Source organism: Conexibacter woesei Iso977N (assembly GCF_000424625.1).
GTDB classification, from domain to species: domain Bacteria; phylum Actinomycetota; class Thermoleophilia; order Solirubrobacterales; family Solirubrobacteraceae; genus Baekduia; species Baekduia woesei_A.
Map to the genome: position 1 here is coordinate 1,058,798 of NZ_AUKG01000001.1, position 14,060 is coordinate 1,072,857.

13 protein-coding genes are annotated in these 14,060 nt (G+C 74.5%); 5 read left to right on the top strand and 8 right to left on the bottom strand.

Going from position 1 to position 14,060, the window contains the following annotated elements:
• The first annotated feature begins 51 nt into the window (after positions 1-51).
• On the top strand, positions 52-627 hold the full coding sequence (locus H030_RS0105190) for a TetR/AcrR family transcriptional regulator (protein ID WP_027005349.1): 576 nt from the start codon (positions 52-54) through the stop codon (positions 625-627).
• Here the strand turns inward: H030_RS0105190 and H030_RS36365 are convergent.
• The 6 genes from H030_RS36365 to H030_RS36370 all read right to left on the bottom strand — a co-directional run bounded on the left by H030_RS36365 (position 624) and on the right by H030_RS36370 (position 8,535).
• Complete coding sequence (locus tag H030_RS36365; protein WP_051221759.1) at positions 624-1,703, bottom strand: glycosyltransferase family 4 protein; 1,080 nt, start codon at positions 1,701-1,703, stop codon at positions 624-626. The two genes, H030_RS0105190 and H030_RS36365, sit on opposite strands and share 4 nt — an antisense overlap.
• A gap of 13 nt (positions 1,704-1,716) precedes the next feature.
• Positions 1,717-3,918: a tetratricopeptide repeat protein gene (locus H030_RS0105200; RefSeq protein WP_027005350.1), complete on the bottom strand. Its 2,202-nt coding sequence runs from the start codon at positions 3,916-3,918 to the stop codon at positions 1,717-1,719.
• On the bottom strand, positions 3,893-4,513 hold the full coding sequence (locus H030_RS39525) for a hypothetical protein (protein ID WP_027005351.1): 621 nt from the start codon (positions 4,511-4,513) through the stop codon (positions 3,893-3,895). Before H030_RS39525 ends, H030_RS0105200 begins: the two co-directional genes overlap by 26 nt.
• Positions 4,514-4,574: 61 nt before the next feature.
• A complete protein-coding gene (locus tag H030_RS0105210) occupies positions 4,575-5,633 on the bottom strand; it encodes a glycosyltransferase family 4 protein (protein WP_027005352.1) in 1,059 nt (352 codons plus the stop codon).
• A complete protein-coding gene (locus tag H030_RS0105215; protein WP_027005353.1) occupies positions 5,630-6,790 on the bottom strand; it encodes a glycosyltransferase in 1,161 nt (386 codons plus the stop codon). The genes H030_RS0105210 and H030_RS0105215 overlap by 4 nt, the downstream gene beginning before the upstream one ends.
• On the bottom strand, positions 6,787-8,535 hold the full coding sequence (locus H030_RS36370) for a glycosyltransferase family 2 protein (RefSeq protein WP_051221761.1): 1,749 nt from the start codon (positions 8,533-8,535) through the stop codon (positions 6,787-6,789). The genes H030_RS0105215 and H030_RS36370 overlap by 4 nt, the downstream gene beginning before the upstream one ends.
• A 60-nt stretch (positions 8,536-8,595) precedes the next feature.
• On the opposite strand from H030_RS36370, the gene H030_RS40395 reads away from it, so the two are divergent.
• Entirely contained in the window at positions 8,596-9,747 is a 1,152-nt protein-coding gene (locus tag H030_RS40395; RefSeq protein WP_027005354.1) for a glycosyltransferase, read from the top strand.
• Here the strand turns inward: H030_RS40395 and H030_RS0105230 are convergent.
• A complete protein-coding gene (locus tag H030_RS0105230) occupies positions 9,744-10,331 on the bottom strand; it encodes a TetR/AcrR family transcriptional regulator (protein ID WP_027005355.1) in 588 nt (195 codons plus the stop codon). The two genes, H030_RS40395 and H030_RS0105230, sit on opposite strands and share 4 nt — an antisense overlap.
• A gap of 65 nt (positions 10,332-10,396) precedes the next feature.
• On the opposite strand from H030_RS0105230, the gene H030_RS0105235 reads away from it, so the two are divergent.
• Genes H030_RS0105235 through H030_RS0105245 form a run of 3 tightly spaced genes read left to right on the top strand, consistent with a single transcriptional unit; the run spans position 10,397 to position 13,683 of the window.
• Entirely contained in the window at positions 10,397-11,821 is a 1,425-nt protein-coding gene (locus H030_RS0105235; RefSeq protein ID WP_027005356.1) for an MFS transporter, read from the top strand.
• Positions 11,822-11,867: 46 nt separating this feature from the next.
• On the top strand, positions 11,868-12,812 hold the full coding sequence (locus H030_RS0105240) for an NAD-dependent epimerase/dehydratase family protein (RefSeq protein ID WP_027005357.1): 945 nt from the start codon (positions 11,868-11,870) through the stop codon (positions 12,810-12,812).
• A 34-nt stretch (positions 12,813-12,846) separates the two neighbouring features.
• Positions 12,847-13,683: a hypothetical protein gene (locus H030_RS0105245; RefSeq protein ID WP_027005358.1), complete on the top strand. Its 837-nt coding sequence runs from the start codon at positions 12,847-12,849 to the stop codon at positions 13,681-13,683.
• 103 nt (positions 13,684-13,786) lie between these two features.
• Here the strand turns inward: H030_RS0105245 and H030_RS38870 are convergent, their stop codons facing one another.
• Positions 13,787-14,053 carry a hypothetical protein gene (locus H030_RS38870; protein ID WP_155891845.1) on the bottom strand — a complete coding sequence of 89 codons (267 nt, stop codon included), beginning with the start codon at positions 14,051-14,053 and terminating at the stop codon, positions 13,787-13,789.
• Positions 14,054-14,060 lie beyond the last annotated feature (7 nt).

A 14,060-nucleotide genomic window follows, 5' to 3' on the forward strand; every position in this document is an offset into this window, starting at 1 on the left:
GACGAATTAGGTAGATCGCTCTAGCGGGCACCCTAGCTATGCTGGGCGCAGATGCCAACCCCCACGCGTCAGCGCATCGTCGAGGCCGGAGCCGAGCTGCTCAGGCACAAGGGCTACGCCGCCACCGGCGTGAAGGAGATCGTCGCCGCCGCCCAGGCGCCGTTCGGCTCGCTCTACCACCACTTCCCGGGCGGCAAGGAGCAGCTCGGCGTCGAGGTGATCGCCTTCGGCGGCGCCGAGTACGGCAAGTTGGGGCCCTTGATCTTCGACGCCGCACCCGACGTCGTGACCGGCGTCCGGATGTTCTTCGACGGCGCCGCCGCCAACCTCGAGGAGACCGACTGGCTCGCGGGCTGCCCGATCGCGACGGTCGCGCTCGAGGTCGCCAACACCTCCGAGCCGCTGCGCGAGGCGACCGCGACCGTCTTCACCTCATGGGTCGACGGGCTCGTCCATTACTTCACCTCGGCGGGCCTCAAAAAGCCCGAGGCGCGCGAGATCGCCGTCAAGTTCGTCGCCGCCCTCGAAGGCGCGTTCATCCTCGCCCAGACATGGCGCGACGCCGCGCCGCTGCGCCAGGCCGGCGCGATGGTCGCCCGCGAGCTCGACGAAGCCCTACAGCGCTAGGTCGCCGCGCCGTCGTGCAGCCCGCGCCGCCGGATCGCGGCGCGCACGCTGCCGGGCGCGACCTGCAGCAGCAGGTCCTCCAGCCGCTCGGCGTACGCCTCGGCGCCGAAGCGCTCCGCCGCCGCGCGGGCCGCGGCGCCCATCTCGTCGCGCCGCTCCAGCACCTCGAGCACGGCCACGGCCAGCGCCGCGGTGTCGCCCGGCTCGACGAGCTTGCCGGACACCCCGTCCTCCACCAGCTCGGGAAGACCGTCGACCCGGGTCGCGACGACCGGCGTCCCCGCCGCCATCGCCTCGGCGACGACCGTCCCGAACGGCTCCTGCGTCGAGGGCAACACAAGGACATCAAGTTGCCCCATGATCCCCGCGGCCGAAGCGACACGCCCGACGTGGTCGACCTTCGACGACGCCCGGACCGCGGTCGCGTACGCCGTGTCCTCGTCCTCGTAGGGATCGTCGCCGACGATCACGACCCGGACCTCCGGCCGCGCGGCCCGGATCGCCGGCGCCGCCTTCACCAGCTCCATCGCGCCCTTGCGCGGCACCAGCCGCCCCACGAACCCCACGACCGGCGCGCCGGAGGCGACCGCCGGCCACGGCGCCACCGCCACCTGCTCCGGGTCCAGCTCCACCGGGCACCCGACAACGTGCACGTCCAGCGGGTCCAGCCGCGCGCCGACCGCCTTGGAGTCCGCCAGGACCAGGTCCGCGCCATGCCAGTGCCGCGGCACGCGCTCGACGATGTCGTGCACGTGCAACACGGTGGTCTTGCCCCGCAGCGCCGGCAGCAGCCGCCCCGCGACGGTCCCGTTGAGGTACGTCACGTCGGCATCGCGCGCCAGCCGCCGCGCCCTCGGCCACGACGCCACCGCCCGCGCGCCCGCGCCCTGCTCCAGGCCCCCGACCTCCAGCGGCTCCCACGGCCACCCGGTCTCCGCCAGCTCGCGCGCGGGCTCGGAGCCCGGCGACGTCAACGCCACCGACCACCCGCGCGCCTCCAGCCGGCGCAGGAAGCGCAGCAGCCCGATCTCCGGACCCCCGGGACGGTCCACCTGGCAGACGGCGAGCAGCCTCATGTGCCCGTACGTTCTAGCGCGCCCTGTGGCGCGCCTCGCGCTTGGCCTTCGCCTCGGCCTTGCGCTTCTCCTTGGCGGCGGTCTGGATCTCCAGCAGCTGGAAGGCCTTCAGGTACTGCGCCTTGCCGGTCGGCGACTGCGGGTCCAGGTACAGCGCCGGGCCGAGCAGGCGCAGCGCCAGCTGCGGGTCGTTCTGCTGCTCGAGCGCGAAGTCCGACAGGTACTCCCACGTGCCCGGGTTGTTGGGCTGCAGCCGGACCGCGTCGGTCAGCGCGCGCTGCGCCGCGTCGCGGTGGTGCGCGGTCGTCTCGACCAGCGCGCGCATCAGCAGCGGGTCGGTCGACAGCGGGTCACGCGACTGCGCCTTGTCGACCTCGGCGATCGCCTGCTTGTAGTTCGTGGCCGCGAGGGTCAGCGCGCGGTTCTGGGCGTGCAGCGAGCCGAGCGGCAGCCACGCGGTCCAGGCGGTCAGCAGCCCGAGGGCGAGCGCGAGCGCGGCGATCCCGACCCGGACCGGCGAGCGCAGCCCCCGCCGCAGCGAGGCGGCGAGCATCGGCCCGTCCGAGGCGCGTTCGCCCAGCGGCCCGCGGCCCGCGACCCAGCCCGCCGGGACCAGCGCGAGCACCGCGCAGCCCGGGACGAACCACGTCCAGTCGATGAACGAGTGCACGGCGAAGACGATCACGACGGTCGCCATCGTCGCCATCGCGACGCGCTCGGGGCCGAAGCCGGCGGCGCGCGCCGCGGCGTCCGGGGTGGGTGGGGGCCGCTTCGGCGCGAGCGCGAGCGCGCGCGGTAGCGGGATCCGCCAGCCGAGCGTCCGCCCGGTCGCGACCATCCAGGACAGCGTCAGCAGCGCGCTCACCAACAACCCCAACAACCCGAGGTCGGCCGCGGTCTGGACCGCGTAGCCGTGCGAGTGGCGCACGTCGAGGTTGTCGGTCCGCAGCCGCAGCCGCGCGGTCCGGTAGCCGCCTGCGCCGACGCCCTTCATCGGGTGCGACCTGAAGACCCTGATCGACTCGTCCCAGTAGCGCGCGCGCACGCTGCCGACCGACGTCAGCCGCGACGGGTCGTTCAACACGGTGGTCTTGTCGTTGGGGTCGGTCAGCGACTTCCAGCCCGACGAGATCGACCCGCCCAGGCCCTTGGACGACATCGCCAGCGCGATCACCAGCGCCATCGGGACCAGCCCGACGCACACGAGGATCGCCGCGCCCGCGTAGCGCCGCGTGCCCTCCGACGCCGACCGCTGCGCGGCGCTGAAGCCGATCAGCAGCCCGACCGCGAGCAACACCAACAACATCGCCACGACGGCGATCCCGAGCTCGTGCCCGGACGTCGCGCGCTGCGCGACCGACACCTGGTCCTTGGTCAGCGTGTCCTGCGAGAACACCCACAACGCGACCAGCACCGCGCCGACCGCGCCGCAGGCGAGGACCGCGACGCCGCGCAGGCGCAGCGGCACGACCAGGAACCAGAAGCCGAGGCCGACCGCCATCGCCAGCAGCGAGCCGCGCGAGTACGCGAGCAGCACGGTCAGGAGCAACAACCCCATGATGGGGTAGGCGAGCGCGTTCAGCGCGGCGTGGCCCGAGCGGCGCGCGCCCAGCCACAGCGTCGGCGGCACGCCGATCGCGGCGGTCAGCCCGACCGCGTTCCAGTACTGGTAGGGCTCGCGCAGCCGCGCGTACGGGTCGGCCGCGGCCAGCGCGCCCGGGAAGACCTTGGTCAGGATCGCGTAGGCGCAGATCGCGGTGCTCGCCGCGCACACGGCGCCCAGGACCGCGCTCCACCACGCCCCGACCGCCCGCGCGCCGACGACGGCCGCGGCGAAGATCATCAGGTACGCGATCGTCCGGTTGGCCTCCAGCCACGAGTCCGACGGGACGATCGACCACGTGATCGACAGCGCGGTCAGCAGCGCCAGGGCCGCGAACCACGCGATCGTGACGCCGCCCCACCAACGCTGGTCGCGCACGGCCAGGACCGCGATCGCCGCGCACAGGCCGCCGACGACGTCGAGCCAGATCTCGACCTTCGCGGTCGGCGTCAGCAGCAGGCCGCCGCCGGCGCGCAGGCCGACGGCCGCCAGGCCGATCGCGAGCAGGATGCCGAAGACCGTCTCGCCCGGAGGACGACGGAACGCGCGGCGCTCACGCGTCGCGCGGCCGCTCAGGATCGATGCGTCAGGCGGAGCGGCGACCGTGGACAAAGCGGTGGGTGCCGAAGCCGGCGGCCCCGAGGCCGGCGAGGATCAGAAGGGCCAGGATCGCCAGCAGCGGTGTCGGCAGGTCGCCGACGCCGCTGGTCTTCGTGCCGCCGAGCTCGCCCGGGTGGATCGGGCGGCCGTCGAGGGCGACGGGCGCGTTGCCCGCCTGGACGGCCTTCGCGAACGCGGCCCTCTGGGCCTCGGTCGCGGCGGCGAGCGGGTCCGGAGCGGGCGCGGTCGCGTCGGCGTCGCCGCCGGCGACCCCGCCGCCCGTCGTGCCGCCGCCGGTCGTCCCGCCGCCGGTCGCCGCGCCGCCGCCGCCCGAGGACGAGCCGCCGCCGGACGACGACCCGCCGCCGCCGAGCTCGGCGCGGCGGATCACGTCGCTGCAGTCGGTGTACTCGTCGGCGTCGGTCGGCAGGTGCGCGAGCGCGTCGGCGAGCTGGGCAGTCGTGTAGTGGCCGTTGATCTGGCCGTCGGTGCAGTCCGTCTGGATCCGCTCGCGCGTGGTCTTGGCGGACGCGACGCCCGGCACCGCGCAGCAGAGCGCGGTGAGGAGGAGGGCGAGGGCTGTTGCGATCCGTGGACGGAGGCGCATGGCGCGACGCGGGCCTCCGTTGCGGACATGGCGAAGCGGGAGTCCCTGCTGGGTGGACACGTTAGCGATCCCCTTCCTTGCTCGCGCCGACGCTCGCCAGGGCGGAGCCGACCCCGGCCGCCCACGCGTCCTGCGTGTAGGCGGCGGCGTCGGCCTGCGCTTGGGCTCCGAGGCGGGCGCGCAGCGGCGCGTCGTCGCGGAGACGACGCAGCGCGGCGGCGAGCGCGGCCGTGTCCCCGGCGGGGACGACGAGGCCGTTGCGCTCGTCGCGGACGAGCCCGCCGGCGGCGGCGCCGACGGCGGTGGTGGCGATGACGGGCAGTCGTTGGTGCATGGCTTCGTTGGCCACCAGGCCCCACGGCTCGAGGAAGTCGCGGGTCTGGATGGCCGGCATGACCAGGACGTCGCTGCCCGCGTAGAAGTTGCGCACAGCGGTCGGGGGCTGCGGGCCGACCGGGGTGCCGGCGCCGATCAGGACGAGGACCTCGCCGGGGTTCTTGAAGCCGGCCTGGGCCCAGGCGCGTTGCAGCTCCGGGGTGCCCTTGTAGCGCGCGGGGCGGCCGACGGCGAGGGCGACGAACGCCGCGCCGGGCGGGCGCTCGGGGTGCGTCGCGGGGGCGGTCCAGAAGGCGGTGTCGACGGCCTGGGGGGCGACGTGGACGTTGCGCGCGCCGCGCTGCGCCACGAACGTCGTGACGTGCGGGCCGTAGGTGATGACCGCGTCGGCGTTCTTGTACATGAAGCTCAGGAGCGGGGTCCCGGCGAGCGTGAAGGCGGGCGTGCGCGGGTGGGCCCAGAGGGCGGTCCAGAGCAGGAACGGCGTGCGCGAGCGCCGTGCGCCGAGGTAGGCGGCGGGCAGCGCGGTGCGGCCCGCGGTCCCGGCGATCACCGCGCGGTAGTCGCCGGAGGCGGCCAAGGTGTAGGCCTCGCGCTGGGTGATGTCCTTGGTCGGGACGTCGATGGTGTCGACCGCGCCCGTGGCGTGGTGCGAGCGGCCGCCGAACAGCGCGAGCTGCAGCCCTTCGCGTTCATGAAGGGCTTGGAACGCGCCCGCGCGGTCCGGCGCGACGAGGTTGGTGATCAGCAGGACCGGCCGCGCGTCCGCGGCGCCGGTGCTCACGCCGTCAGCGCCTCCTCGTAGGCGCGCACGGTCGCGGCGCCGCACGCGGCCCAGGTGAAGTGCGCGGCGACCATCGCCTGCGCGGCGGAGCCGATCCGGCCGCCCCAGTCGGGGTCCAGCAGCGAGTCGATCTCGTCGGCGAGCGCCTCCGGGTCGGCGGGCGGGACCAGGCGCATGCCGTGGCCGAGGCGCGCGATGTCCTCCGGCCCGGGCTCGCCGCGCGCGCCGATCGCGGGCAGGCCGGCGGCCATCGCCTCGACGTAGGCGACGCCGAACGCCTCGTCGGTCGAGGGCATCACGAACACCGACGCGTCACGGCCGCGCCTGAGCGCCTCCTCGTGGGCGAGTTGGCCGGTGAACTCGACGCGCTCGGCCAGGTCGAGCTGGCGGGCGAGCGCCGCGAGGCTGTCGCGCTCCGGGCCGTCGCCGATCACGCGGTAGCGCAGGTCCGGGCGGCGGTCGCGGAGGATCCACATCGCGCGCATGACGTCGGCCTGGCGCTTGCGGGCGATCAGCTGGCCGACGGTGACGAGCGTCGGGCGCTGCGGCGGGCGGCGCTCGATCGGGACGAGGTCGCTGCCCAGGTGCACCACCTTGGTCCGGCGCGCGCCGAGGTCGCGGACGGCGCGCTCGATGCCGATCGAGTTGGCCAGGACGATCCGGGCGTTCCTGAAGGCGTTGGTCACGCGCGCGCGGCCGGCGGGGAGGCGCACGGTGTGGAAGACGTCGCCGCCGTGCTCGGAGACCACGAGCGGTGCGCGATCCCGAGCGCGCAGGACCGCGTCGGCGGCGGGGATCGCGTAGTGGGCGTGGACCAGGTCGTAGGGGAACTCGCGGCGGATCCTGCGCAGCTCCAGCGCCAGGCCGGGCGCGGCCCAGGCGCCCCATTGGGCGTAGGAGCGGCCGCGGGGCGGCGAGAGGAACTTCAGGTAGCGGACGTCGAGGCCGTCGCGCGTCTCGTGCTTGGGCTGCTGGAGCAGCGGCTTCCAGGCGCCGGCGTCGCGGAAGCGCGACGCGGGCGCGATCGGGCGGTGCAGGACGAGGACGCGGACGTCGGCGCCCTGGTCGCGGGCGGCGAGCGCCTGGCGGTGGGCCCAGATCCCGAGGGTCGGGTCGGCGACGCGGGGGTAGAACTCGGCTACGACGAGGACCCTCAACGGTCACCGATCCTGTGCGCTTCCAGCGTCCGGACGGCGTCGCGCGTGACGTAGGGGCGGCCGTCGAGGAAGCGGCGCGCCTCGGCGGCGGCGGTCTCGCGCGGGTAGTCGGACGCGGCGGGGCGGATCGTGTGGCCGATCGGCGTGGCGTCGACGACGCCGAGGCGCCAGCCGTGCTCCTGGGCCAGCGCGGACCAGTGCGCGTCGAGGCCCCAGCCCATCCTGAGGTCCGACGGGAAGGGGAGGAGGACGCGCGCCGCTTCGGCGTTGAACGCCGTCACCGGGCCGATCTCCACGAAGTTCGTGACGCGCCAGTCCGAGCCGGCGCGGCGGCGGGTGACGTCCCAGGCGGCGTGCGAGTGGCGGCGGTGGGCGGGCTGGGCGAGCGCGAGGCGGCCGGCGTCGGCGCAGGCGAGGAAGGTGTCGAGGAAGCGGCGGGGGAGCGAGACGTCGTCGTCGGTGACGACGATCCAGTCGAAGCTGCTCAGGTCGTGGCGCGCGAGGATGATGTTGAGGTTCTCGAACTTGCCGCGGCCGGGGGTGGCGGGGGCGACGTCGATCGTGACGTCGTGGCGGGAGGCTGCGAGCTCTGCGCGCGCTTCCGTCATCAGGTTCGGGACGTCGGTGCGTTCGATGCCGACGACCAGGACGCGGTGGCGCGGCGCGGCGTCCGTGGCTTGCGCGATCGCGCGGCGGCGCCGGCCCGGGATCCGGGCGGCGAGGTCGTGCAGGAGGTCGTGGGCGCGCAGCGCGTGGCCACGCTTGCCGGCGACGTAGCCGGAGCGGCCGGAGAGGAAGTCGTCGACACCGGGCGTCGCGGCGGGCGGCGGCGGGGGCTGGAGGCGCTCGTCGAGCAGCGAGCGGATCCGGCCGAGGGAATGGGCGGAGAGGATCGGGCCGTTGGCGCAGCGGAAGCGCGGCCCGTGCAGCAGGCAGCCGGCGAGGACGCGCAGCTCGTCGCCGGCGGCGGGTGCCGCGTTCTTGTAGATGTCGAACCGGCGCGAGGCGCGGCCGCGGCGGTAGGCGGCGCGCATCAAGTTGATGATCTTGGCGTCGTCGCCGATCCGGCGGTGGTCCAGCGCGGCTGCGGCGACGTAGCGGATCCGGCCGCCGGTCTGCGCGTGCATGCGGTCCTGCCACTCCTCCTCGTCGCCGCCCCCGGCTCCGCGCGGCGCGCCGGCCTGCAGGCGCTGCTGCCACTCCTGCTCGTCGCCGTAGAGCTCGCGGGCCTCGTCGAAGAGCCCGACCCGCTCGATCGCCGCGCGCCGGATCGCCATGTTCGCGCCCCAGGCGTGGGGCGCGTCGCGGTCCTTGGGGCCGAGATCGAGGTGCGTGATCGGCGGGTCCTCGCGGCCGCAGAAGCGGTGGGTGTGGTCCTCGAAGCGGGCGAGGATCGGGCCGGTGAGGACGCCGACGTCCTGGGGCAGCGCGGCGTCGGCGACGACCAGCGCGTGGAGCCAGCCGGGGCGGACGACGACGTCGTCGTCGACGAACGCGAGCAGGCTCGCGTCCGTGTTGGCGATCCCGGTGTTGCGGGCGGCGTTGAGGCCGCGGGAGCGGTCGTGGGCGACGTAGCGGGCGCCGTGGCGTGCCGCGGCGCTCCTCGTGGCGTCGCTCGGCCCGTCGTCGACGACGAGCACGTCGCCACCGACCGCGCGCGCCTGCGGGACGATCGACGCGAGTGCGGCATCGAGGTACTCCGGGCGCCCGGCGGTGGGCAGGATGACGGCGACGGGCGCGGACAAGTCGGATGAGACGCTATCGGGCGGCCTTGCGTTCAACGCACAGGTACGGTCTTGCGGGCCGTGATCCTCTTCCTGCACAACCGGTATCGCGTGAGCGGCGGCGAGGAGCGCGTGGTGGAGGATCAGACGTGGCTCGTCCGGGAGCACCTGGGCGAGGAGGCGCAGGTCCTGGAGCGCGACTCCGCCGCGGTCGGCAGGCGCGCCGCCGCGCTGGGCCTGCTGCGCGGCGGGCTCGACCCGCAGGACGTCGCCAAGGCGGTCCGGCTGACCGGCGCCCGCGTCGTCCACGCCCACAACCTCCACCCGACGCTCGGCTGGCGCGCGCTGGCCGCGGCGCAGGCGGCGGGTGCGCGGACCGTCCTGCAGCTTCACAACTACCGCTTGATCTGCGCGGTCGGCACCTGCGTGAATCCCGCGGGCGAGGACTGCACCCGCTGCCACGGCCGCCGGACCCTGCCCGGCGTCCGCCTCAACTGCCGCGGCTCCCGCGCGGAGGCGCTGACCTACGCGGCCGGCCTCTCGCTCCAGCAACACCGCCTGATCGACCACGCCGACACGATCGTCGTCCCCAGCCACGCCGCCCGCACCCGCCTCACGACGCTCGGCGCACCCCGCCGCGTCACCGAGGCGACGGTGCTGGGGCACGTCATCCGCGACTTCGCCGAGCCGCCGGAGCCGCACGCGCCCGCGGAGCTGCGCGCGGGCGAGGCTGCGCCGGCCGCCGTCCCTCCGCGGGCGATCGTCGCTTCGCGGTTGGCGCGGGAGAAGGGGGTCGATCTGGCGATCGAGGCTTGCGCCAGGGCCGGGGTTCCGTTGACGGTCTGCGGCGATGGGCCGCTCGGCGACGAGCTGCGCGCCCAGGCGGCGGCCCTCGGCGCCGACGTCACGTTCACAGGGCGCGTCGGCGCCGACGAGCTCGCGCGGCTGCGCGCCGGGGCGACAGTCGCGGTCGTCCCTTCGCGCGCGCAGGAGACGTTCGGCCTCGCCGCCCTGGAGGCGCTCGCCGCCGGGCTGCCGGTGATCGCGACGCGCGTCGGCGCGCTCGCCGATCTCGACGGCGACGTCACGCTCGTCCCGCGCGATGACGCCGAGGTGCTCGCGCAGGCGCTCCGGAACGCGCCGCCGCCGGATCCGGCCCGCGCGATCGCCGCCGCGCGCCGGCGCGCCGCGCCCGAGGTCATCGCGCCGCGCCTGGCCGAGCTGTACGCCTAGAACTCCGGCCAGCCCGCCCGCAGGCGGTCGAACGCCGCGGTCAGCGCCGCGCGCGGATCGGCCTCGAGGCTCGCGAGCGACGGCACCTCCAGCGCGTAGCGCGCCACCGCCCGGACGGTCACGTCGCCCGCGTCGACACCATCGACCTCCGCCGCGAGCACCTCCGCCAGCGCGCCCTCGCACTCGACCCAGCGCCGCATCGCGTACGCGCTCAGCACGGGCGTCGCGGCGATCAGCCTCAGCCGCCGCTTCATGTTGCGGTCCGGGTCGGTCTCGAACGCGCCGCGGACCGCGATGAACTCCTGGAGCGCGTCGAGCGGGCGCGTGCCCTCCGGTCGCTCCCGGATCGCCGCCGCGATCGCCGCCGCGCGGTCCTCGGCCCCGCCGAACACCAGCGTCTCCTTGCCGCCCGGGAAGTGCTTGAACAACGTCGTGACCGCCGTGTCGGCGGCCTCGGCCACCTCGGCGACCGTGACGTTGTCATAGCCCTTCTTCAGGAACAGGTCGAGCGCGGCGTCCGACAGCGCGGCGCGCGTCGCGCGCTTCTTGCGTTCCCGGCGTCCCAGGGTCTCGGCGGCTTCCATGGACGATCGGACGATAGCAGCCAAAGTCGTATTGACACCTAAAGTGTAGTGGATACACTTTTGGCATGACTTCGGAAAAGCCCTCTCTCTCCAGCAAGGTCCTCTGGGCCATCCTCGGGCTCGTCCTGCTCGCGGACGCGCTCGACATGATCGACTCGACCGTCACGAACATCGCGGCGCCGACGATCGTCCGCGACATCGGCGGCGGCGACGCGCTCGTCAAGTGGCTCGGCTCCGCCTACGCGCTGGCGCTCGGCGTCCTGCTGGTCGTCGGCGGCCGGCTCGGCGACCGCTACGGCCAGCGGCGCCTGTTCCTGGTCGGCATGGCCGGCTTCACGGCGGCCTCCGCCCTCGCGGGCGCGGCGTGGTCGCCCGCGGTGCTGATCGGCGCGCGGGCGGTCCAGGGCGCGTTCGGCGCGCTGCTGATCCCGCAGGGCATGGCGATCATGACCAAGCACTTCCCGCGCGAGATGCAGCAGAGGGCGTTCGGCCTGTTCGGCCCGCTGCTCGGGATCGCGACGGTCGGCGGGCCGATCCTCGCCGGCTTCCTGATCGACGCGGATCTCCTCGGCCTGGCGTGGCGGCCGATCTTCCTCATCAACGTGGTGCTCGGCACCGCCGGGATCGCGCTCGCGGCGCGGATCCTGCCGCACGACGACCTCGACGCCGCGGCGCCGGTCCGGATCGACGGGCTCGGCTCCGGCCTGCTCGCCGCCGCGATGTTCGGCCTGATCTTCGGGCTGATCGAGGGCTCGACCGAGGGCTGGAACGCGGTCCCGATCGCCTGCCTGGCCGGCGGCGTCGCCTTCCTCGGCGCCTTCGCGTGGCGCCAGCGCACCGCCGCCGAGCCGCTGATCAAGCCGTCGCTGCTGGCGAACCGCGGCTTCTCGTCGGGCCTCGTGACCGGGTTGGTGTTCTTCGCGTCGTCGAGCGGATTGGCCTACATCATCTCGCTGTTCATGCAGCAGGCGCTGGGCGCGAAGCCGTCGGCCGCGGCGCTCGGGCTGCTGCCGATGACGCTCGGGATCATCGTCGCCGCCGGGTTCACGATGGCCGGCCCGGGCGGCAGGATGGGGCGCAAGCTGATCGCGATCGGCATGTGCATCACCTTGGTCGGCGCGGGCGGGCTGCTGGCGGTCGTCGAGACCAGCGGCCTGGACGCGACGCTCTGGGGCCTGGCGCCGTTCGTCTTCGTGATCGGACTCGGGCTGGGCGCGTGCTACGGGACGCTGTTCGACATCGCCCTCGGCGACGTCGCGCCGGACGAGGCCGGCGGCGCGTCCGGATCGCTCAGCGCCGTTCAGCAGTTGGCGGCCGGGATCGGCAGCGCGGTCGTGACGTCGGTCTACCTGCACGGCGCCGATCAGGCGAGCGCGATGGCGACGGCGCTGATCGTGGTGATCGCCGCGACGGTGGCGTGCCTCCCGGCGGTCCGGCTGCTCCCGAAGCACGGGCAGCCGGAGCCTCACGGCGAGCTGGCGGCGGTCTGAGAGGTCCGCGAGACGGACGGGGCGATCGATAGCCTGCGGCGCACCTATGCATGCGATCGTCACCGGCGGCGCCGGCTTCATCGGATCCAACCTCGTCGACGCGCTCCTGGACCAGGGCGCGGAGGTCGACGTGATCGACACGCTCGTCACGGGCAAGCGCGAGAACCTCGAGGCGGGGGCGTTCGACCGCGGCGCGCGGCTGCACGAGGTCGACATCACCGACGCGGCGGCGCTGACGTCGCTGGTCGGCGACATCGCGCCGGACGTGATCTTCCACCTGGCGGCGCAGATCGACGTGCGCAAGTCGATCGACGACCCGGCGTTCGACGCGTCCGTGAACGTCGTCGGGACGATCAACGTGCTGGCGGCCGCGCACGCGGCGAGGGTCGGGCGCGTGGTGAACACGTCGACCGGCGGCGCGATCTACGGCGACGCGGACGTGATCCCGTCGCCGGAGTCGACCGAGCCGCTGCCGATGGCGGCCTACGGGCAGTCGAAGTTCTGCGCCGAGCGGTACCTGGGGTGGTACGGGCGGCTGTACGAGCAGTCGAACGTGACGCTGCGGCTGGGCAACGTCTACGGGCCGCGCCAGGACCCGCACGGCGAGGCGGGCGTGGTCGCGATCTTCTGCGGGCTGCTGCGCGAGGGCGGGACGCCGGTGATCTTCGGCGACGGCAGGCAGACGCGCGACTACGTGTACGTCGGCGACGTCGTGCGCGCGCAGCTGGCGGCCGTCGAGGCGCGCGTGACCGGTGAGATCAACGTGGGCACGGGCCGCGAGTCGACGGTGCTGGACATCGTGGACGCGCTGCGCGAGATCGACCCGGACGCCGCGGCGAGGGGCTTCGAGCCGGAGTTCAAGCCGGCGCGGCTGGGCGAGGTCGAGCGCTCGTGCCTGGACGTGTCGCGTGCGCGCGAGGAGCTCGGGTTCGAGGCGCAGGTCGGGCTGGTCGAGGGCCTGCGCACGACGCTGGAATCGACGCCGGCGTAACTTCGGGGCAGGCGGCGGCGTTGGGGTGAGTGCCATGTCTTCTTCGCGCCTCCTGCCGCTTGCCGCCGTCGTCCTCTCCGCCGCCGCCGCGCTCCCGAGCGCGGCGCTCGCGGCGACGCCGTACTCGTCGCCGTCGGGCCGCGCGCACTCGCGCGTCGTGACCTACGAGCGCGACGGGCTCCGGGTCGTGGCGCTCCAGGCCGCGGTGACGCGGTCCGGTGGGCATCTCAATGTGGTTGCCACGGTCAAGATGAAGAACTTCACGCTGCACGACGTGACGCGGTTCGTCCGGGCGGGGCGCTGCGTGCGCGGCTCGCTGGCGGCGCCGGCGTGCAAGGCCGACGCGCTGTACTCGTTCGTCGTGCCGGGCGGTGGCGAGAAGACGGTCGTCCGGAAGCTCACGCTCCCGCAGCCGCCGTCGAAGGTCGACGCGATCGAGCTGAGCGTGCAGCCCAGCGCGCGCAGGCAGGCGTACTTCTCGCGCGGCAACGGCGAGCTGCTGCTGCGCGGCAACGCGTGGCGCGGCGTGGGGGCGGGTGCGACCTACGGGGTCGCGTTCCCGGCCGACGACGACCGCGCGAAGCGGCTGTCGTTCGACCTTCCGGTGACGAAGCCCGGCCAGGCCTACGCGAGCGTGGTCTGGAGCGGCACCGCCGCGCCGGGCGCGCCGACCACGCTGGGCAAGTGCGACGCCTTGACCGCGTGCACGACGTCCCCGCTCTCCGCCGTGAGCAGCCGCTCCGGCAACCAGATGTTCGGCAACCGCTTCGACCTGCACAACGAGGGCCACGCGGCGATCACGCTGGGCGTCGCGGACGCCGACGGCACGCCACTGCTGGCCGCGGCGCTGCCGTGGCCGTCGAAGCCCTGACGCGTTCCTCGGCGCGGAACTGGCGTACGAGCCCAAGAACGGGCCTGGCCCGCCGGGTGGCGGGCCAGGGTGAAGGTGCTTAGGGCGACGCTGGCCGGAGGTGCTAGGAGACGCCGGCGGGGACCTTGGGGGTCCCGTTGTTCGACGTCGGAGGCGCCGGCGGCGTGTCGGAGTGCGAGGAGTGCCTCCTCGCGACGATCGCGGCGGTGCCGACCGCGGCGGCGGGCACGGCGACCTTCGTCGCCCTCTTGCCGGCGGCCCAGGCGATCCGGGCCTTCAGGAACGTCCATGCAGCCGACGAGGCCCTGGAGGCCGCGGTGGCCGCGCGCTGCTTCTTGGTCTTGTGACGGTGAAGAGAAAGGGTGGCCATGGAGAAG